Annotated in this window: 12 protein-coding genes; all 12 read right to left on the bottom strand. The window is 35.4% G+C overall.

Annotated elements, in window-relative coordinates; all coding sequences use genetic code 11:
* Positions 1–187: 187 nt before the first annotated feature.
* Positions 188–1,654 carry a sulfatase gene (locus KFZ70_RS09750; RefSeq protein ID WP_139695560.1) on the bottom strand — a complete coding sequence of 489 codons (1,467 nt, stop codon included), beginning with the start codon at positions 1,652–1,654 and terminating at the stop codon, positions 188–190.
* Positions 1,655–1,750: 96 nt separating this feature from the next.
* Positions 1,751–2,605, bottom strand: a complete 855-nt coding sequence (locus tag KFZ70_RS09745; protein ID WP_139695562.1) for a T9SS type A sorting domain-containing protein — start codon at positions 2,603–2,605, stop codon at positions 1,751–1,753.
* A 568-nt stretch (positions 2,606–3,173) separates the two neighbouring features.
* Complete coding sequence (locus KFZ70_RS09740) at positions 3,174–5,606, bottom strand: right-handed parallel beta-helix repeat-containing protein (protein ID WP_139695564.1); 2,433 nt, start codon at positions 5,604–5,606, stop codon at positions 3,174–3,176.
* Positions 5,607–5,815: 209 nt separating this feature from the next.
* Positions 5,816–6,538: a hypothetical protein gene (locus KFZ70_RS09735; RefSeq protein ID WP_407515423.1), complete on the bottom strand. Its 723-nt coding sequence runs from the start codon at positions 6,536–6,538 to the stop codon at positions 5,816–5,818.
* A gap of 2 nt (positions 6,539–6,540) precedes the next feature.
* Positions 6,541–9,522, bottom strand: coding sequence for a T9SS type A sorting domain-containing protein (locus tag KFZ70_RS09730; RefSeq protein WP_407515422.1), 2,982 nt, complete (start codon positions 9,520–9,522; stop codon positions 6,541–6,543).
* 34 nt (positions 9,523–9,556) lie between these two features.
* Positions 9,557–10,279: a hypothetical protein gene (locus KFZ70_RS09725; RefSeq protein ID WP_407515420.1), complete on the bottom strand. Its 723-nt coding sequence runs from the start codon at positions 10,277–10,279 to the stop codon at positions 9,557–9,559.
* Positions 10,280–10,281: 2 nt separating this feature from the next.
* Positions 10,282–13,278, bottom strand: a complete 2,997-nt coding sequence (locus tag KFZ70_RS09720; RefSeq protein WP_407515419.1) for a T9SS type A sorting domain-containing protein — start codon at positions 13,276–13,278, stop codon at positions 10,282–10,284.
* 170 nt (positions 13,279–13,448) lie between these two features.
* Entirely contained in the window at positions 13,449–15,050 is a 1,602-nt protein-coding gene (locus KFZ70_RS09715; RefSeq protein ID WP_139698761.1) for a sulfatase, read from the bottom strand.
* A gap of 72 nt (positions 15,051–15,122) precedes the next feature.
* Positions 15,123–15,956 carry a family 43 glycosylhydrolase gene (locus KFZ70_RS09710; protein ID WP_158293240.1) on the bottom strand — a complete coding sequence of 278 codons (834 nt, stop codon included), beginning with the start codon at positions 15,954–15,956 and terminating at the stop codon, positions 15,123–15,125.
* Between the two features lie 127 nt (positions 15,957–16,083).
* On the bottom strand, positions 16,084–17,616 hold the full coding sequence (locus KFZ70_RS09705) for an alpha-L-fucosidase (protein ID WP_139698759.1): 1,533 nt from the start codon (positions 17,614–17,616) through the stop codon (positions 16,084–16,086).
* 33 nt (positions 17,617–17,649) lie between these two features.
* Positions 17,650–19,548, bottom strand: coding sequence for a glycoside hydrolase family 97 protein (locus KFZ70_RS09700; protein ID WP_158293239.1), 1,899 nt, complete (start codon positions 19,546–19,548; stop codon positions 17,650–17,652).
* The gene (locus KFZ70_RS09695; protein WP_139698757.1) at positions 19,535–21,160 is read right to left on the bottom strand and encodes an alpha-L-fucosidase; all 1,626 of its coding nucleotides are present in this window, start codon (positions 21,158–21,160) and stop codon (positions 19,535–19,537) included. Before KFZ70_RS09695 ends, KFZ70_RS09700 begins: the two co-directional genes overlap by 14 nt.
* Positions 21,161–21,164: the final 4 nt, after the last annotated feature.

Genomic DNA, 21,164 nt, shown 5'->3' with positions numbered 1-21,164 from the left:
TTTTAGTTTTAGTTTTAGTTTTAGTTTTAGTTTTAGTTTATCAAATATTGAAATATTAAATTAATGCCGATGGGTATAAATAATTCTTTTTAGTGAATTTTTTGTTCAACGCTCTTGAAAACCAGTTATACCTACTTTCTTACTCATTAGTACTACACCAATCCTTATGTTTTTTCTCATTTCAACTCTAAGCTCTATTTTTATTAATATGATTTTGTAAGATTCTTATTAGGTTATTCAAACTTTCCGCATGGTCTTTATCATCAACAACGTTAACATTTTCATCTGGATCTAGAATCCTATCATACAACATATGAGAATTTACACTTCCATCTTTATTAAAATACCTCGTATAATTAAATGCTTTTGAAATTACGGTCTCTCCACGTCCCCATCTGGAAAATACATACTCATTAATTTCATGGTTTGGATCTGTTAAAATTTCAACAAAACTTTTACCACTTAAATGCAATGGTTTTTCAACATTGCTTAAATCACAAAGCGATGGATATATATCTACAAAACTCACTAAAGATTCTGAGCTAGCCTGAGTATCATTTTTAAAACGAGATCTTTTAGGTTTAACAATTAGAGGTGTTCTAAGGGCATTATTGAAACACGAGTGTTTACACCATAAAGAATGCTCTCCCAAACTCCAACCATGATCACCTATTAAAACTATATTTGTGCTCTCATAAAGTTCCAATTCTTTTAATTTATCAAGTATTTTACCCACTTGTGCATCAATAAAACTAACACTTGCATAATAGCCATGTCGAAGTTTCTTAGCAATATCACTCTCGATAGGTAGGGTATCTTTAGGTATATTTGAATACCCTCTCAATTCTTTATAATTAAACCATGCTTCTCGTGGTGCCTTAATAGGCATTTGAGGGTTTTTAGCTAAAGCAATAGTCTCTTCCTTATACATGTCCCAATATTTTTTAGGCGCATTAAAAGGAAGGTGCGGTCTTATAAAACCAATTCCTAAGAAAAATGGCTGTTTAGACTGTGACAACTTGTTCAATTCCGCTAAAGCCAATTTAGCGGTTTTACCATCATAATACACAGCGTCTTCAACATCCGCTGCCTCCCAAGCTGGCCCAGCGGAGCCTAAGGGTAAATTATTTTCTTTAGTCCAACTATTTATAGGAGCCTGATAATCTCGCCATAACTCCTGCTGTTTTATCGAGTTAGGATAATCTGGTCTATACGGAATATCTGTCCAACTTTGAAGAGCATCATCTGGATGATGAAATATTTTACCCACTGCTTTAGTTATGTAGCCCTTATTTTTAAAATGCTCTGGCAAAGTGATTAAACCAGGTGCATCATTATCTACTCTAGACCCGTAATTTGTAAATCGATTTTTTGTTGGAAATACCCCTGTTAACAGGCTTGCTCTAGATGCGCCACAAACCGGAACATTACAATAGGCGTTCTTAAAAACCATACCATCTGCTGCCAACTTATCAATATTTGGAGATATAATTTGAGATTGCCCATAACAATTCAATTCTGGCCTTAAGTCATCTACAATTATAAATAATACATTATTGAAATCATTTTCCTTTTTTGCTATGCTGCAATTGAAAAAAAATGACCCGAAAACACTGATCAATATAAAACGAAAACTATCTGGTAGTCTATTCAACTTTCAATTGGATTTAAATACAGTAAAACTATAAAACATCTTGATAGAACCAAGATGTTTTAATAGTAACTAACAAAAAGATATTACTTGTGCTTTTTACTCTACAAGTATTTTAGAAACAGCACTACCCACTTTTACGAGGTATAAACCAGAGGAAGGAAATATACTGTAATCTAAAGAAAGTACATTATCATACACTTTTGTTTGGTAAAGCAACGCACCAACAATAGAATATACTTCTAGAGTTTGAGTGTTTGAGTTGCTTAAATTAATTGTTAACTGCTCTCCACTTCTTACTGGATTAGGGCTAACAACTATACTGGTAGCACTAAAATCATCGGTGCCTAAAGTGGTATCGGCAGACAGTCTCATTTCCATGAATTCTAGATGCATTGCCGTACTATTAAGATCAAGTCTTATACTTGTAGCATTTTGTAACATAGCCGAAGAAAATTCTTGAGCCGCAAAATCCATTTGTGCATAATTCTTAGGATCGTCATCTGCTGCTGTAGCATCAGCTATACCTGCCCAGGTTTTAACCTCTGTGTTAACTCCATCAGATAAAGTAATCGTTAAATTTCTCCATCTATTTAATTGCCCCGAATTGGTATATTTTCCATCTCTCCCATAAAAATCAAGATATTTTAGTGACTTTCCTGATGGAATAGCTACTTCACATGCCCACCAATTTTGATCTGCAACATTTTGTGTTAAATAATAATTATCCGTATTACTAGCATTACAATTAGGGTAAGGAGTTGTTGGACTACTTGGATCATAAGCGAACGTGTCATCTATATTATAACTTGGCACATCACGTGTCCCATTTGTATAATGAGGTAATCCTGCCGTTGCATTTGACAATGGCACATTTACCAACTGAGCAAAAGATGTTTGAAACATTGCAAATGCAAATACAAAAAGTATTGCTTTGAGTAATTTTGTTTTCATAAGTACTTGGTTTTAGTTTAATTAATCTATTAATTACACTTATAATAATAAGCTTTACCAAATATTATGATTTTTACTCTTTTTTAAGGGGGTTAAAATGTTCATAATAATACACAAACTATTCATACGCCCATTTAAGAATATAAACTTGGTTAAATTCTAAAAAATACTATTTACAGCTCATTTTCTGAAGCATACTGACTTATATCAAAATAAATGCAGTGCAACCTCTTTAAAGCAATATGTTTTGCAAGATCTTTATGCTATATACAAGCAAAATTGATTTTTTCTATATTAATCTCGCTTTATACCATTTATAACTCGAATTTACCGTAGTAAAATAACCTTTTTCCCTTTCCTTTTTATTTATAAAAGAAACCGTAGCTATAGCTATGCTTGATTTTTTAAACTCAAATAAAGAAAAAAAATCATCATTTTATTTTACAGTAAATTCAAATCACAAATGGTATTAATTTATTTTTATTTAGATTCTGGCATCCATGAAAAATAAGAACCCCGATGTTAAAACATCGGGGCTCTTATTTTTTTAAATATTAATTTCTACTAATTATTCTAAATAACTTGGTACTGGATACCTAGAGTTTACTGTTTTTGCGTTGTACCGGCCACCTTTGTCATTTTTAAAACGCTCATAAATTTTTGATCGGTACTCACTTCTATTTGGAACCTCTGTTCTAAACTCATCTTTTTCTAAACCTATGTTATCAAATGGAATGGTTTTGAAATTTTCCATGGGCACAAAACTTTCCTTGAAAGAAAAGTTTAATGTCTCCACATTTTCAAATGCCTCTAAACTTATAGTTTTTGGATACTCAAAAATTTCATCCCTCGGCAAATCCGTATAATATCCAGATTTTTTACTTTCTAAACCTTCAACAGTTCCAGAGCCACCGTGAACATATATAGGTTTTCTTATATCAAAAATATAATTATCACTTACAGTACAGTTGGTCTGTGCCCATGGGTTTTTATCAATAGTTTCTTCTAACTCAGGAAACGTTTCTTTCCAAACCCCTTTTTTCCATCCATCTTTACCTATTTTTTGTTCCATAATATATATATAATCGCCCTTATCTCCTTTAGGAAGATCTCTTCCAAATCTAGATAAATCATCCCATTTTTTTTGAATACCTTCTTGGGTTATAGGCTTCTTTAATGTCCACCACATGATAGCAGCATCAATACTTATATTATTCTCAAAATCATTTAAGAATCCATGAAATATACAACTTCCTCTACCCGATCTGTAAAACACGTTTCCATAAACCTTCATACCGGCTCCATTATCATCATTTCTAAAACCTGTTATAGGATGCCCTCCTGGTTCAATAAGGTGATGCACAAAATTATAACGCAATACATTATTCATAGTATACCATTGGGCTCCGCAATAGGCAACGTTAAAATCACCCATTTCATAACCAATGTTATAAAATTCATTATATTCCATTAACAAATTAACGGTTTTGTATGAAACCGCTCCATTCATATCATGTAATAAATTATGTCCAAAATAAATCCCAACTCCGTTAAGACCAATAACGCCATATCCTCTTAAACGACAATTTCGAACTATATTATTGGTAGCAAAATTGTAACATGGTGTTAAACTGACCAAATCACCACCATTAATACTAAATGCAGAATATAAATCATAAAAATCGCAACCAGAAATACCATTATACTCACCGCCATTAATGTTTACGCCTCTGCCTAAACCATTACGAATAGTACTCCCCGCTATTAAATTATATTTCCCACCTGTTATAGAAAAAGACAAATCTCCTGTGTTTTCAATAATCAAGTTTTTAAATGTAATAAATTCCGTATCTTCAAAATTTATCAACGCAGGTGTATTAGTGGGTTTTGATTCATTTAATAAAACAGATTCCTTATCTTCTAAGCCTTGTTCACCAATTATTGTTAATGTTGATTTTCCAGCCTCAAAACCTTTAATGGGCCAAATGTAAAGTTGCTGTTCTTTCTTATCAAAATACCATTCACCAGGTTCATCTAATTCTGCCAAAACATTAAATAATCTTACACGTCTTGGTATGGTCTTTATTTTATTCACTATACCGTAACGCGTATGATGTAGCAGCTGAACCACATTATTTTCTATTTGCCCAACAGGTTCATCTTGAAAATACCAATCGTTATGAAAGTAACCCTGAGCACGCATATCCTTCGTTCTTTCAAATTCTTGTATAACTAACGGAGACAGTGTTTCTTTAAAAACAAACTTACCCCCTGTTGGATTTTCTTTTGAATAAGACATGGGCTCTTCTCCTGGTTTTAACCAACGTGTTGTGGGCCCCTCTTCAAGAATTTCTCCTATATGATTATACCCCCTATTGGGCCATTGGGCAAGTTGCAACATATGTCCGTTCATAGAAATCTGTCCATAACTACCTTCTCCAGGAAAGTATGAAGAAACCTCATTTTTAGACAAACTTATGCTCATTACATTTCCCTTGGCCTTTGGATGTAAATAGCTTAATATTTTTTTGTTCTTTACAACTTTTAGCTTTTTGGTATCAACATTCAAACCTCCAGACAGTACAACATCGCCTCGTTTAATACCTCGATACACTATAGGGGCTTCTTTAGTACCTGAGTCTTCAGATGTAAAATTAACCGCGTTATCTATTTGATAATTACCAGACATTAGTATGACGTGAACACCACCTGCTGGCAATCCCTTTGAAGATTTTAAATTTCTCACAGCATTTCTAGCTGCAGTAATAGTTCTAAATGGTAACTCATGAGTCCCTTCATTTTTATCATCGCCATTAGTAGAAACATAAAACACTTTACCTGGCTTTAATATTGGAGCTAATTGGTTTTGTGTATACGAATTACTGTACTCTGGAACATAATGTGGTTTCTGATTGATTGTATTGAAACGTTGCTGAGAAAATAATGAACCAACAATTCCCGCTAACGCAATTACCATTAAGCTAATTTTTATTTGCTTCATTTTTATAGGCTTTTTAATCGTTTTGCTCTTATGGTGTCTTTTTGTAAGTATATACTTGTCACCAAATACTAATTTATCTTAATTTAAAAATCTTTTTATTATTGCTTTTTGCTAGACCACACAAAAAGTTAATATCCTCGCATTATAAATAAAAGCGCACAACCCATGGATTATACGCTAATAAACAATTAACATTAACTAAACAAAATTTATTCTGTTGTAAAACTCCAAACCTGTCCTATAGATGAGGCTCCTTTGTCATCTTTTGCTACAACTTTCCAATAGTATGTTGTTCCTCCTAATAAAGTAGAAATCATATAATCTTTATCAGTATGACCCGTTACTATTGCCGTTGTTGGCGGATTATTGGTGTCTAAATAAACATCAAAGGTTAAGGCATCACCATCTACATCGGTTGATCCCCATGCTAAAAATACTGAACCGCCCTTAATCGTCGCATCCATTGCAGGTTGTATCAATGTTGGAGGATATGGTAAATGGTTCTCTTCACCATAACCCTCTGTATAAAACTGAAATACCGATGAATATGCACTCGACTTGTTCTTGCTATCTGTTGCCTTGACACGCCAATAATAAATTATGCCTCGCTCTAATAATATTGTTCTTGTTGGAGCCTCTAGATTATTAAAACTATGTGTTATCTGAGTAAAAGTATCATTTCTTGATACTTCTATAGTATACTTTATAGTATCTCCTTCTGCATCGGTTGAAGCATTCCATGTAAAACTTAAATTATTATCTATACATAACTGACCATTGGTTGGAGTACCTAAAGTAGGAACCGTTGGGGCCGTATTTGTTGATGGCCCTGGATCTGGCCCCGGATCTGGCCCCGGATCTACAGGATCATCGCCACCGCCACTACATGATAATACTATTAGTCCTATGAATATATATATATACTTTTTCATTTTTATTCCTTTATTATTTTTAAAACCTTCGGCTTATCGCCTCCTAATTGCAGTACAGCAAAGTAAATACCCGCTGGTTTGCCTGTAATATCTATCTGTATCCTACCTCCGTTTACAATATATGACTTTGATGATATTAACTGTGAATATAGATTATAAACCCCAACTGTTACTGTTTTTAATGGCATAGATAATTGTATCTCAAATTCGCCCTGTGTTGGATTTGGTGATACTTTTAAAATACCATCCATGGTTGTTGTGATTTTACCTTCACAAACCACACTGGTACTTACCTCTACCAGATCACCATAATTCGCATTTACAAAAAATGCGTGAGAAGAAGTCTCCATAATCATATCACCATTAACCATAACTGCAAACGGAGCCGTTCCCTCTGTAATTTCTATATTCACACCTTGCTTGGTTGCACTGGTCTTACCTGTAACCGATGAGCCCGCTTCTATTGTAAATCCAAAACACTGAACTGTATTTGTTGACGCATTGGTGATACATACTTCATGATCTCCAGGAGAAAGGTTTTCTATAATCCAATCACTAGTGAAATTAATATCGGCACCTCCATTTAGGCTTGCTTTATAATTCCCTATGTCTTTTGCTTCTATCTTTAATTGACCATTGCCCTTATCTGGACAGGTCTCTCCTATTGCCTTTAATACATAAGTGTCATCGCCTACTTCTTCTACCGCTCCTAAACAAGGCGCTAACTTATAAACCACTTCACCTGAATTGTAGTAGAGCAATTCGTTAATGGAATTAAAATCGTATGATGCTGAACTACTATGACAAGGCCGCCCATCAAAACGTTGCTTAACTTTTTGACGATACACATTTTTATCTGGTAGGGCACATCGGTATTCATCAGAATATAACCCTATGTTCTCAAACGGTATATCTGGCGCATAACTAGGCCGTGGCGCCTTGAACTTAAAATTTAAGGAACTGGGATTCGCAAACATATCTAAAGTAACATTCTGTGTTCCTGTTATTGTTTCAAGATTTAAAGAAGATGTGGTGTATTCTCGTAATATCACACCGTAAAACATATTATCCGTAAAATCAGTTGCATATCCTCCCAGACTATTATTTGTGTTAAGTGCCTCATATAACTCTTTCATTTTAGGATATCTTAAATACCAAAAGTTTTCTACTCTATCTGGCCAATTATCTGCCGTTAATCCACTTTGCCATCCTGACACACCTATCTCTTTAAGCATTCTACCCATATAATTCGCCTTAATGGTATTCGTTGGATCAGTTGTTAAATAATTCATTGCCGTATCATAATTGGAAGTTAAACCATTACTATTATTTCTAATACCAATATACGGTTCGATCATAACATTACTTCTAATAGAATGTCCGCCAGCCTTATTCATTTTAACCGATGCCCAACCACCTTTATAGAATACGTTCTCATAAATTTGGTCTCCCGCATCAACATCATCAATATGTATCCCTCCTTTACCTAATAAACCAGGTACGGTCATGTTATGATGTATAAAATTATGTCTTAAAACATTTCCGAATGACCAGATATCCCCTCCAGTATAGAATGCACCTCCATCACCTTCTTCTATACCAATGTTAAAAGCCTCATTAAGCTCAATAATATGATCTGATCCTGTATGTGTTAAAGGCTGACCATTCATATTATGAATTAAGTTGTTTCTAAAAATATTTCCTGCCCCTCTTATACCAACTGCTTTTCCATAAAAATCTTTAGAATAAACCTGTGTAAAATGACAATTCTCAACTATATTATTTCCATATTCCACAGACGTTGAAGTAATACCTCCGCCATATAAACGAATGTTATTTGGAACATCATAAAAATCACAGCTAGTAGCTCTGCAATTCCTGGTATCATCAAGAAAATTCAATGATAATATAGGTTCTGCTATATATCTAAACGTTACACCAGCGACCAAAATATTTTTACTTGAACCTTTAACATTAATGGCTGCATCTCCATTATTACCAGCACCTAAGTTCTGTATCGTCATTTTTTTTATCTGAATATCTTGAGCATCATTAATCTCAAAACGTTGAGGCCCTGCCCAAACGCCAATTGAACTGTTACTTGTAAGCTGTGTTTGTGGCCACAAATACAACCTAGAATCTGTAGAATCATAATACCATTCTCCGGGTTCATCTAATTCGCATAAAAGATGGTAAAAAAACAATCTACTTACATGTGCTGCACCATCTTTAATACCATACCGAGATCCATCACGAAGCCTTATCGTACCATCAGCTTCAACGGCGTTTACAGGATGATTTTCTTTAAGCCAATCTGCAGAAATGTATCCTTTTATATGCATTTTTTTTACCCTATTAATTTCTGAGCTCCATTTTGCTCCATCAATATTTTCTCGCAACTTGAATGAGGCTCCTTTAGGGCTATCGTGTGTTCCTTCTTCATTTACAGTCTCCCCAGACACTGTAGACACATTTATATGAGCAAACCCAATATTAGGATATCTGGCTACTGTTGCCATTTTATCATCTATAGAAAGTTGTGCCGTATTTTTATCTAAAATTGCTTTTAAACCACTATCTGTTATTAACTGCGAATAAACTTTACCCTGTGCCTTGGCATGAAGTTTGGCTAACATTCCGCCGTCAGTAACCAATTGAAATTTATCTGCATCAATGAATTGACTACCATCAAAAATTACTTTTTCGTTTTGGTAACCACTAATTGTAAGACCTGAGTCCTGTGAATCAAGGGTGCAGGTGGTATCAAAATTATAGCGCCCACCACGAATATAAATGGTCTTAATACCTGTACTTCTAGCCTTGTCTCTTGCGCCAATCATTGTTGCCAATGGACTATCTATGGTACCCGAATTGGCATCATTACCATTGGTAGCTACATAAAGTTCTGTTTGTGCATTAATTACAATACAAAACATACAAATCACAAACATTATCAACGATTCTCTTTTTTTATATCCTTTCATTATTGGTATTATCTTATTTAGTATACTTTAATAATTATTCTGTTGTAAAACTCCAAACCTGTCCTATAGATGAGGCTCCTTTGTCATCTTTTGCTACAACTTTCCAATAGTATGTTGTTCCTCCTAATAAAGTAGAAGTCATATAATCTTTATCAGTATGACCCGTTACTATTGCCGTTGTTGGCGGATTATTGGTGTCTAAATAAACATCAAAGGTTAAGGCATCACCATCTACATCGGTTGATCCCCATGCTAAAAATACTGAACCGCCCTTAATCGTCGCATCCATTGCAGGTTGTATCAATGTTGGAGGATATGGTAAATGGTTCTCTTCACCATAACCCTCTGTATAAAACTGAAATACCGATGAATATGCACTCGACTTGTTCTTGCTATCTGTTGCCTTGACACGCCAATAATAAATTATGCCTCGCTCTAATAATATTGTTCTTGTTGGAGCCTCTAGATTATTAAAACTATGTGTTATCTGAGTAAAAGTATCATTTCTTGATACTTCTATAGTATACTTTATAGCATCTCCTTCTGCATCGGTTGAAGCATTCCATGTAAAACTTAAATTATTATCTATACATAACTGACCATTGGTTGGAGTACCTAAAGTAGGAACCGTTGGGGCCGTATTTGTTGATGGCCCTGGATCTGGCCCCGGATCTGGCCCCGGATCTACAGGATCATCGCCACCTCCACTACATGATAATACTATTAGTCCTATGAATATATATATATACTTTTTCATTTTTATTCCTTTATTATTTTTAAAACCTTCGGCTTATCGCCTCCTAATTGCAGTACAGCAAAGTAAATACCCGCTGGTTTGCCTGTAATATCTATCTGTATCCTACCTCCGTTTACAATATATGACTTTGATGATATTAACTGTGAATATAGATTATAAACCCCAACTGTTACTGTTTTTAATGGCATAGATAATTGTATCTCAAATTCGCCCTGTGTTGGATTTGGTGATACTTTTAAAATACCATCCATGGTTGTTGTGATTTTACCTTCACAAACCACACTGGTACTTACCTCTACCAGATCACCATAATTCGCATTTACAAAAAATGCGTGAGAAGAAGTCTCCATAATCATATCACCATTAACCATAACTGCAAACGGAGCCGTTCCCTCTGTAATTTCTATATTCACACCTTGCTTGGTTGCACTGGTCTTACCTGTAACCGATGAGCCCGCTTCTATTGTAAATCCAAAACACTGAACTGTATTTGTTGACGCATTGGTGATACATACTTCATGATCTCCAGGAGAAAGGTTTTCTATAATCCAATCACTAGTGAAATTAATATCGGCACCTCCATTTAGGCTTGCTTTATAATTCCCTATGTCTTTTGCTTCTATCTTTAATTGACCATTGCCCTTATCTGGACAGGTCTCTCCTATTGCCTTTAATACATAAGTGTCATCGCCTACTTCTTCTACCGCTCCTAAACAAGGCGCTAACTTATAAACCACTTCACCTGAATTGTAGTATAACCTTTGGTTTATTGTATTATAATCATAAGAAGCTCCTCCATAACTTAGTTGCCCATCAAAACGTTGCTTAACTTTTTGACGATACACATTTTTATCTGGTAGAGCACATCGGTATTCATCAGAATATAACCCTATGTTCTCAAACGGTATATCTGGCGCATAACTAGGCCGTGGCGCCTTGAACTTAAAATTTAAGGAATTGGCGTTTTCAAACATGGAAAGATTGATATCGTGATTATTAGATATTACTGCTGGGTTTCCTGTTAATTGAGATTTAGACTCATACATATTCCAAAACATATTCTCATCAAAATAACTCTCATAAGAATTTATAATTTTATTATCAAAAATAGCTTTCATAGCTAAATCAAACGACGGATATCTTGATTTCCAGTAGGGATCAATCATATCATACCAATTGCTTGAGGAAACAGAACTCTCCCATCCAGACCTACCAAATTCAATAAGCATCTTTCCTATATAATTTGCTGAAGTATTAGTAGCTGTAGGCGATTTACCCCCAACCCGATCTAAAAACTCCATGGCAATCTCATAATGCCCTGTTGTTCTTGGATCTCTAGATCTTATACCTATATGAGTATCCATAAACACATTTTTATCGGCAATATGCCCTGGTCCAGATGCTAATTTTAAACCAAACCAGCCACCTTTATAAATGACGTTTTCTGAAGTGTTTTTTCCACCATTATAGCCATCATGGTGTATAGCAGACCTTCCCACGAGACTAGGAACAGACATAATATGATGAATAAAATTATGTTTTATACTGGTACCGAAAGCCCAAATCTCAGCGCCTCCGTAAATTGCACCTCCATCACCTTCTTCTACCCCAACATTGAATAATTCGTTTAATTCTATGACATGATCGATTCCGCCATGTGTCACTGGTTGTCCGTTCGTATTATGAATTAAATTATTCTTGAAAACATTACCTACTCCTGTTATTCCAACGGCTTTTCCATAAAAATCTTTGGAATAGACTTGTGTGAAATGACAATTTTCGATGGTATTATTTCCTGGTTCAACAGAAGTTGACGTTGTTTTACCTCCATATAATCTACTGTTATTTGAAACATCGTAAAAATCACAACTCAACACTTTACTATCTCTTACGTCGTGCCACAAATTAACAGAGGTTAAGGGTTCTGCTATAAATCTAAATGTAATACCGGCTATTAAAATATTTCTACTAGTACCTTTCACATTTATAGCGCCCTGACCATTATTACCTGATCCCAAATTCTGTATCGTCATTTTTTTAATCTGGATGTCTTGTCCATCGATTATTTCAAAACATTGCGGACCAGCCCATACTCCAATGGTACTGTTTCCTGTTAATTGTTCCTGTGGCCATAAGTATAACCGAGAATCAGTAGGGTCAAAATACCATTCTCCCGGTTCATCTAATTCACATAAAACATGATAGAAAAACAGACGTTTCTGTTTTGCAGCCCCCTCCTTTATACCATACCTTACGCCATCTTTTAGCTGAATACTTCCACTCGAATTTACCTTTGCAACAGATATTTTTTCTTTGAGCCAATCTGCAGACATGTAACCATTTGCCCTGATCTTTTTTACCCTACCAATTTCGGCATTCCATTTAGCAGCATCAAATGTTTCAAGCAGTTTAAATTCAGCACCCTTAGGATTTTCATAAGTTCCTTCCTCATTTATGGATTCTCCAGACAGGTTATTCTTATCAATATGAGCAAATCCTAGATTAGGAAATCTAGCCACGGTTGCCATTTTATCATTTACTGAAAGTTGGGCAGAAGCCTTGTCTAATAATGTTTTTAATGTATTATCTGTAATGATTTGTGCGTACACCTTGCCTTGTGCATTAGCATGAAGTTTCGCTAAAAGCCCAGCATCTGTAACCAATTGAAATTTATCTGCATCAATGAATTGACTACCATCAAAAATTACTTTTTCGTTTTGGTAACCACTAATTGTAAGACCTGAGTCCTGTGAATCAAGGGTGCAGGTGGTATCAAAATTATAGCGCCCACCACGAATATAAATGGTCTTAACACCTGTACTTCTAGCCTTGTCTCTTGCGCCAATCATTGTTGCCAATGGACTATCTATGGTACCTGAATTGGCATCATTACCATTGGTAGCTACATAAAGTTCTGTTTGTGCATGAGCCAAAACACACCACACTAAAGTCCAAAGTGGGAGCCCCTTCCTTAAAATTAAAAAAACATTTTTTATCATAAAGCAGCTTATCATTATAATTTAGGAGATTAAGCAAAAAGCATAATTCTTTGTTCAAAGCAAAGTTATACTATTGAAGTAGTTTATACGCGTTTGGAAAAATCAGATTATGGGTATAAATTGTTCACTTAAGTTAAAACAACCGAAGAATTTAGACCTTAGTTAAAACATTAATTCTCCCAATGTGTGTCTATAATTTTCTTAAGGTGTGGATATTTATCATCTTCTTCATTTAAAATTTTTCTTTCAGCTTTTAGTTGTAACTTCATTGTCTCTATTACACTTTTATACTCCGGATTTCTATATTCATTTTTAAGTTCTAGCGGATCTTTTTTTAAATCATAAAACTCCCAAGCCACTGGTGTTGGGGATACTTTATTAGAATTATTCTCGTCATTCCAATACATGGAAAGTGTCCCTTCTTTTTCTAAGTTATGATATCTCCCGTAATAAAAAACAAGCTTATAATCTTTACTTCGCAACCCAAAATGTGCAGGAATATCATGATGAATCATATGCATCCAGTAACGATAGTAGGTATACTCTCTCCAATTTGTGGCTTTCCCTTTTCCCAGAATTTCCTTCATGCTTTTTCCTTGCATGTAATCGGGTGCCTGTCCGCCGGCCATTTCTATAAGTGTTGGTGCGAAGTCTGTATTATTCACAATCTCATCAACTCGTTTCCCTTTTTTAATACCTTCAGGATAATGAACAATTAATGGCATACGAATGGATTCTTCAAACATCCACCGTTTATCGGCTAAATCGTGTTCTCCCAACATCATCCCTTGATCGGACGTGTAAACAATAATCGTGTTCTCCCATAAACCATTATCTTTTAAATACTTAAAAAAACGCCCTAAATTATCATCAACTCCTTTTACACATCGTAGATAACGTTTTAAATATTCCTGATAAGCAGCACTTGTTTGTTCTTTTTCGGCCCCTCTTTGTTTTGTTTTGTAGATATTTACGTAATTTCTATTTCTGTGTCTTGGCGAAATTGAAGATCCCATCATATGAATCAAACTATCATTTTTTCCTCTGGTAGCCTCTGACCCCCAATAGGGTTGATGATATAGACTTTCTGGTTCTGGAACTTTCACATCACTTAAGTATGACTCGTATTTTGGGTTAAATTCGAACATACCATGGGGTGCTTTAAAATGATACATTAGAAAAAATGGCTTCTCCTTATTTTTTCTTTCATTCAACCAAGTCATAGCGTTATCGGTTACCACATCTGAACTATGTCCTTTATACTTAACAACATTATCTGGCCATGTCCCTTTTCCTTTTTCCCTAAATTCGGGATCAAAATAAGTACCTTGATTTGGGAATACTTTGTAATAATCGAAAGAAATAGGCTCCTTATGCAAATGCCATTTTCCTACTATTGCCGTTTCATAACCTAATTTATTCAACTCTTGAGGGAGATATTGCTTATCTATATCCAGCTCATTCCATAAATCTAGAACACCATTTGTTTGACTGTACTGTCCCGTAATAATAGATGCTCTACTAGGGGTACAAATAGAATTGGTTACAAAACAATTTTCGAAAACCATACCTGTTTCGGCCAATTTATCAAGGTTAGGAGTGATATTTAAATCGGCTAAACGTCCACCATAAATACCTGTGGCTTCTGCCGAATGGTCATCAGTCATGATGTAAATAATATTGGGACGTTTGTTATTTGTTTCTTGCGATTTACAAGAGTTGAAATAAAAAATTGCGAGTAGTGGTAAATAAAAAATAGTTCTTTTTTTCATTCGAAATGATTTTATAGAAAAGAATGGAATGCAATAGCTTACTATATATCTTATCATTTTTACTTGTTAAAACTAAAATTGAATTCCTTTTTCTGTCCTGACAACTTGCTGAATGGTTCCATCTTCATTAAATTCCAAATAATCTGCACATATTTTACGTGCTTTATTACATTCTTTTTGATGGTAGAATAAGACCCATTTACCTTTATATTTGACTACTGAGCAATGATTGTTTTCTGCCGGTTTTTCATCCGGAGCCATAAGCGTGCCTTTATATTCCCAAGGGCCTAGCGGGAGGTCGCTCATGTAATAAATTAATCGTTTGTAACCTTCAGATGAACACAGATAGTAGTATTTATTGTGGCGCTTAAATACAAAAGGACCTTCGAAATGACTATAAGGAATTGGAGCTACATCTTTTAATTCTACAATAGTTTCTTCTTTCACTGTTATCATATCTTCATTAAGTTCACCCATTTTAAACTGACAATATAAATAGGCTTTTCCGTCATCATCAACAAACACATTGGGATCTATGCCCCAATTTGAAACTAGTACTTTTGGATTTTCAAATGGCCCCTGAGGTTTTTTGCTACTTGCAACTCCTATCTTCCATTCTTTATCTTTCATACCTTTTACTGGAAAATAAAAATAGTAATATCCTTCAATGTATACACAATCTGGTGCCCATGCATTATATACTTCCCAGCCTTTCTGGTTTAGTTTATCTAAGGATAGTACACTTCCAAAATCTACCCAGTCCGTTCCATTTTCAGAGGAAAACACGTGCCAATCATTCATGGCAGAATAGCTTGCCATACATGGCACATCATGTGATGTATACAGCCATAATTTGCCATCTCCCCAATTTCGAGCAGTAGGATCGGCTGTGTATAGCGCATTCATGTTTAAGGGATTATTTTGTGCAGTTAGATAATAGCAGCTCCCAAACACTATGACCATCCAAATTTTTAGTTTTAAACGCATTTCATTTATTTTAACCAGTTACAATCAAACTATTTAACGACTCTAGTTATTCCTTAAGTTCGATTTTAAAAGTATAGGCAAAATCATTTGGCTTTTGATTTGGCGTGGTTATCACCAACCCGTCTGGACCCGCATTCCATTTAATTTCACCATCATGCCCTAATAGTTTTATGGATTTTATTTCTCCTACTCTAGTATTCAACTTTGTTATCATTTCAATAAGGACTTCTGCATTATCACCTGGCCAATCCAAAACAAAAGCGTACAGAATATTTCCTTTTTTAGTAAATCTTATGTCCTTTGCCCCATAAGGTGATTTTCTTGTAAAATGTGGCATGTGGTGTGTTGGACCTTCCCCATAAGTGTACCATGGCCTTGTCCCATAAATACCTTCGCCATTTACAACCAGCCATTCGCCCATATCTTCTAAAATAGATGTTGCCGTTTCATCTAATGTCCCATCTGCCTTTATGGGCACGTTGAGCAACATATTGCCGTTCTTACTCACAATATCAATTAATTTATCAATAAGCGTCGCACTAGTCGTATAGGGTCTATTAACGTTATATCCCCATGGTCCCATTGAGTCGTCTGTTTGCCATGGTTCGCTCAAGATGTGGCTAGCTTTACCTCTTTCAAAATCGAGTGTAGCAATGCCATCGGCATATAGCCCCTGCCATGGGCGGTCTTTTATTGTCATAACGGCCTCATTTTTACCACCATGAATCTCTGTACTGTGGTTATATAAATGACTTATAACGTCCATACCCGTTTTACCTTCATCATCCCCTCTAAACGGCACAGCACAATCAAAATACAGTAAATCTGGATTGTAATTATCGATTAAATCTTTAAGTCTATTAGCCCATAAATCGCGCCATTCTTTTGGTGCATTAAATGGTGCTCTCGGGTGCGTATCGTCATGCTTTGGCGGATAAAGTCCTTTTCCTTCACCTTGGGCTCCGTCATATGGTACGTCCTTCATAGGCCCTTTAGAATCTGTGCCATTCGCAGTATTTAACCAACTATAACTTCTTGATAAATGGGTTGTTACCCCAAAACGCAAACCCGCTTTAAGGGTTGCGTCTCGCCACATACCAATTAAATCTTTCTTTGGGCCCATGTTTACAGCGTTCCATTTATGGTGTTTAGAATTCCATAAATCAAAATTATCATGATGTACCGCACATGGTGTAAAGTATTTAGCGCCTGCTTTTTTGAATAAACCTACTAATTTATCTGGATCAAAATTTTCTGCCTTCCACATCGGGATAAAATCTTTATATCCAAACTCAGAAGGGTGTCCATATGTTTTTAAGTGATGTTCATATTCTGGTCTATCTTCCACATACAATCTTCTGGCATACCATTCTCCTTGTTCTGCAACAGAATAAGCCCCCCAATGCATGTAAATACCAAACTTAGCATCCCTAAACCATTCTGGACATTCATATTGTTGGAGAGATTCAACCGTCGGTTCAAAAACAATTGGATTGGTTTCTTGTTCTTCCTCTTTATTAGTTTGACTTTTACATGATACAGCCAGTATCATTATAAGAATAAATGCTATGTTTTTCATATAGTGTTGACTTTTTTGTAGTTTATAATGGTTTTATTCTTTAATTAACCGAATCGCATGTCCACCGCCTGGCGCTAGTTTTACATTTAAAACATCTCCTTTAGCTACAGTTTTTCGGGTTATTATATAAGTTTCTTGATTATTTAAAAAATGACTATTTGGAGCATCTTCAAACAGTGTTGCTTTATATGTTTCTCCTTCTTTGAGAAAGGACAAATCAATGCTTATAACTCTTGAATCCCTATTGGTTAAGGAACCAATATACCAATCGTCCCCTTTTCTTCTCCCTACAGTAACGAATTCATCTATTGTACCATTAATGATCTTTAATTCATCAAAACTATCTGGTAAGGTTTTCACAAATTCAAACAAATCTGATTTTTTATTATACTCTTCTGGGGAGTCTGGTATCACATGAATCCCACTAAAAAGAACGGCCAGTTTTGCAACTTCCGCTGCTACGGTTCCCGGTATTTTTTCAAACACTCTAACTCGAGATTCGGCTTCCTCGAAACCAAACCAACCATTGCACATGTCCAATGGCCCTGTTATCATATTAATAAACACCTGATTAACTACCGTTTCTGGATAGTATGACCGTTTGGCGTCTGCTTGTGAGTGTCCGTATTCTCGGGTAACCAAATTGGGCCATGTTCTTCGATCGCCACTTGGAGGCAATGGACCATCATGGAAGTTTACTGTTAACTTATATTTGGCACACAGCTCTACTACTTTTCTGGTGTAAATAACCTTTTTTTGTTCTTTGGTGGTCATAAATCCATACTTGATTCCTGAAGCTCCCCAATCGCTAAACTGTTTTAAGATACGTTCCAGACCAAATTTTTTAGCACCTACATCGTTTAGATACAGAATAATGCCCACGCCTTTGTTTTTGGCATAGGCCATGTTTTCTTCAATATTGATTTTACTATTTGCTGAAGTTGGATCAGCATCGGGCGAGAATTCCGGTCCGTACCAATCGGCATCCATTAGTAAATATTTGATATTATTTTCTGCAGCAAAATCGATAAGACGTTTGTGGGATTTGGTATCTAAATCGTATGTGTAGCCATCTTTTGTTTTATACCCCCAAACTCTCCAATCCCAAACGGCTTTCCCCGGTTTTATCCATGATGGATCTTCGATGGCACATGGCGGATTAAGATTTACCAACGTATTCGATTCTACCAAATCGCCAGGTTTATCCCCCAATAAAACCACACGCCACGATGTTTTGGCAGGCGTTGACCCAACAGATGCATTCATAACGCACTTTAAGCTAAAATCCTCGTTACCCTTTGCTAAATTAAAATTGGCAAAATTATAAATTGCGGCCTCTAATATGGAAGCATAACTATTATTTTCCAATTGTAATACTGTTGGAGTATACTTGGTTTTTTTAGGGTACTCACTCAATGGTAAAGGTCCTAAGTTGTGGCGTTCTCCATTGGCAGACCAAAAGGTATGGTCTTGGGTGAATACAAAAGATGTTAAATCTTCTGCAATGGTAAATGTTTTAAAACCTTCTTGCTCCGGAATTTCGTAACGTATGGCCAATGCATCGTTATAAATTCTTAAAACCACCCCTAAAACAAATCCATTACCACCTTTCAACCAATAGGTTGTTTCTTTATAATCATCAACTATTTTGGAATGTTTGTCCCAAACAGGTTCCCATGTTGTATTCGAAGCTTTAGATACAACACTGTCTATTGAAAAAATAGTTTCTTGTACTTCTTTTAATTTAAGCCCTAATGAGGAAGGCATTAATATTTGAACGTTATTTTTAAACAACGCTACTGTAGGTTTACCATTAAGAAGCTGGAATTTTGCTTCAATATGTCCTTTAGGAGATTTTACGGTTACCTCTTGCTTTTTTATCGAGCAGGAGTACATACATAAAACCAATATTATAATTTTAATCGACTTCATCTTTTGTTTCAATTTTAAATACAAAGGCATAATTGCCAATTTTTTTCTTTGGTAAAGAAATAACAAGTCCTTCTGTATTTCTTTTCCATTTCAATTTCCTTTTAAAGCCTATCAATTCCACCGAATTGATTTCTTTCAAGCGTGACTGATTACTCGACAAGGACTTAATTGTTGTTGTTTTTTCAATGGGCCAATCCAAAGCTATAGCATACAAAGTATTATCTTTTGTGGTGAAACGAATATCCTCACTGCTCCATTCTTTTAGAGGTTCGGTATCGAAACCTGTTTCTATTTTAGTTGGCCCTTCGCCGTAAGTAATCCAAGGTCTTGTTCCGTAGATGGCTTCTCCATTTAAGCTCAACCAATTCCCTACTTTTTCTAGTTCATTTATAAATACTTCGTCGATACTGCCATCAGAACGTTGCCCAACATTTAACAACAAATTTCCATTTTTGCTTACAATATCCACCAGATTATCTATAACCAAACCTGCTGTCATACGTAATCCTGGATGTGCTAATCTGCCATCTTCTTGATACAAAGGTTTTTTATGTTTTGTATATTTTGATGACTTCTCATCCCCTAAATAAAACCAACCTTCATTGATCGTCGTATCTGTTTGCCATGGCAATTCCCGTAATTTATCTGCCTGCCCTTTTTCAATATCTAATGTTGCTGTTCTTTCAGGGAAATCTCTTTTTAGATTAAGGACGCCATTTGTTTCACCTCCAGAATTTTTCAAGTTGGTATTATAAAAATGAGCTGCCACTTTAAGTCCGTTTTCCCCATAGGGCAATCCACCATCAAAATAGAGCAAGTCTGGATTATAACTATCAATAAGATCTAGGTGCCTTAATAAAAATTGCTCACCAAACTCTGGGGCAATTTTCTTCCTATCGGATGTACGCTTATGGTAAAAATCCTGAAATTCTGAATCTACTGTATCATAAGGCCATCCTTTTTTAGGCCCACTAGTATCAGCTTTACCTTGAAAAAAAATATTTTCATGCCCACCATTAAAATGTGACGACACTCCAAACTTAAGCTCATGATCTTTACAGGCTTTTTGCCATTCTCCAATAATATCTCGCTTTGGCCCCATATTAACCGCATTCCACCTATGATGTTTGGAATTCCAATTATCAAAATTGTCATGATGAACTGCCATAGGCACAATATATTTTGCACCTATTTTTTTGAAGAAAGCTGCTAGCTCTTCAGCATCAAATTTTTCAGCTCTCCAAAGCGGAATAAAATCTTTATAACCAAATTCTGTGGGGTGTCCGTATGTATTCAGATGATGTTGGTAAACATCAGCTCCCCCCTCATTCCAGCCTGTCCCTTCCACAACCTCTGGCTTTTCCTGCCAATACATATAACGCCCGTAATGCCCATTGTAACCTGGAACACTATTTAATCCCCAATGTAGAAAAATTCCAAACTTAGCGTCTCGAAACCATTCAGGACATTCATATTGTTTTAATGATTCAAAGTTTGGCAAGAACTCCTTTTCTTGTGCTTCAATATCTCTTGCACCAAATAATAAGAAAAATGCTCCCAAAGCCAGATAGGCAAGAAATATTCTTTTTAAATATGAATGTCTTGAAAACATTATT

Source organism: Allotamlana fucoidanivorans (genome assembly GCF_045788535.1).
Taxonomy (GTDB): Bacteria; Bacteroidota; Bacteroidia; order Flavobacteriales; family Flavobacteriaceae; genus Allotamlana; species Allotamlana fucoidanivorans.
The sequence above is the reverse complement of the archived record's forward strand: the minus strand, read 5'-3'. Positions and strand labels throughout refer to the sequence as shown.

What these genes read in the sequence shown, in the direction of transcription:
- KFZ70_RS09745 (WP_139695562.1), bottom strand. Translation starts at nt 2,605, where the DNA reads ATGAAAACAAAATTACTCAAAGCAATACTTTTTGTATTTGCATTTGCA.
- KFZ70_RS09740 (WP_139695564.1), bottom strand. Translation starts at nt 5,606, where the DNA reads ATGAAGCAAATAAAAATTAGCTTAATGGTAATTGCGTTAGCGGGAATT.
- KFZ70_RS09735 (WP_407515423.1), bottom strand. Translation starts at nt 6,538, where the DNA reads ATGAAAAAGTATATATATATATTCATAGGACTAATAGTATTATCATGT.
- KFZ70_RS09730 (WP_407515422.1), bottom strand. Translation starts at nt 9,522, where the DNA reads ATGAAAGGATATAAAAAAAGAGAATCGTTGATAATGTTTGTGATTTGT.
- KFZ70_RS09725 (WP_407515420.1), bottom strand. Translation starts at nt 10,279, where the DNA reads ATGAAAAAGTATATATATATATTCATAGGACTAATAGTATTATCATGT.
- KFZ70_RS09720 (WP_407515419.1), bottom strand. Translation starts at nt 13,278, where the DNA reads ATGATAAAAAATGTTTTTTTAATTTTAAGGAAGGGGCTCCCACTTTGG.
- KFZ70_RS09715 (WP_139698761.1), bottom strand. Translation starts at nt 15,050, where the DNA reads ATGAAAAAAAGAACTATTTTTTATTTACCACTACTCGCAATTTTTTAT.
- KFZ70_RS09710 (WP_158293240.1), bottom strand. Translation starts at nt 15,956, where the DNA reads ATGAATGCGCTATACACAGCCGATCCTACTGCTCGAAATTGGGGAGAT.
- KFZ70_RS09705 (WP_139698759.1), bottom strand. Translation starts at nt 17,616, where the DNA reads ATGAAAAACATAGCATTTATTCTTATAATGATACTGGCTGTATCATGT.
- KFZ70_RS09700 (WP_158293239.1), bottom strand. Translation starts at nt 19,548, where the DNA reads ATGAAGTCGATTAAAATTATAATATTGGTTTTATGTATGTACTCCTGC.
- KFZ70_RS09695 (WP_139698757.1), bottom strand. Translation starts at nt 21,160, where the DNA reads ATGTTTTCAAGACATTCATATTTAAAAAGAATATTTCTTGCCTATCTG.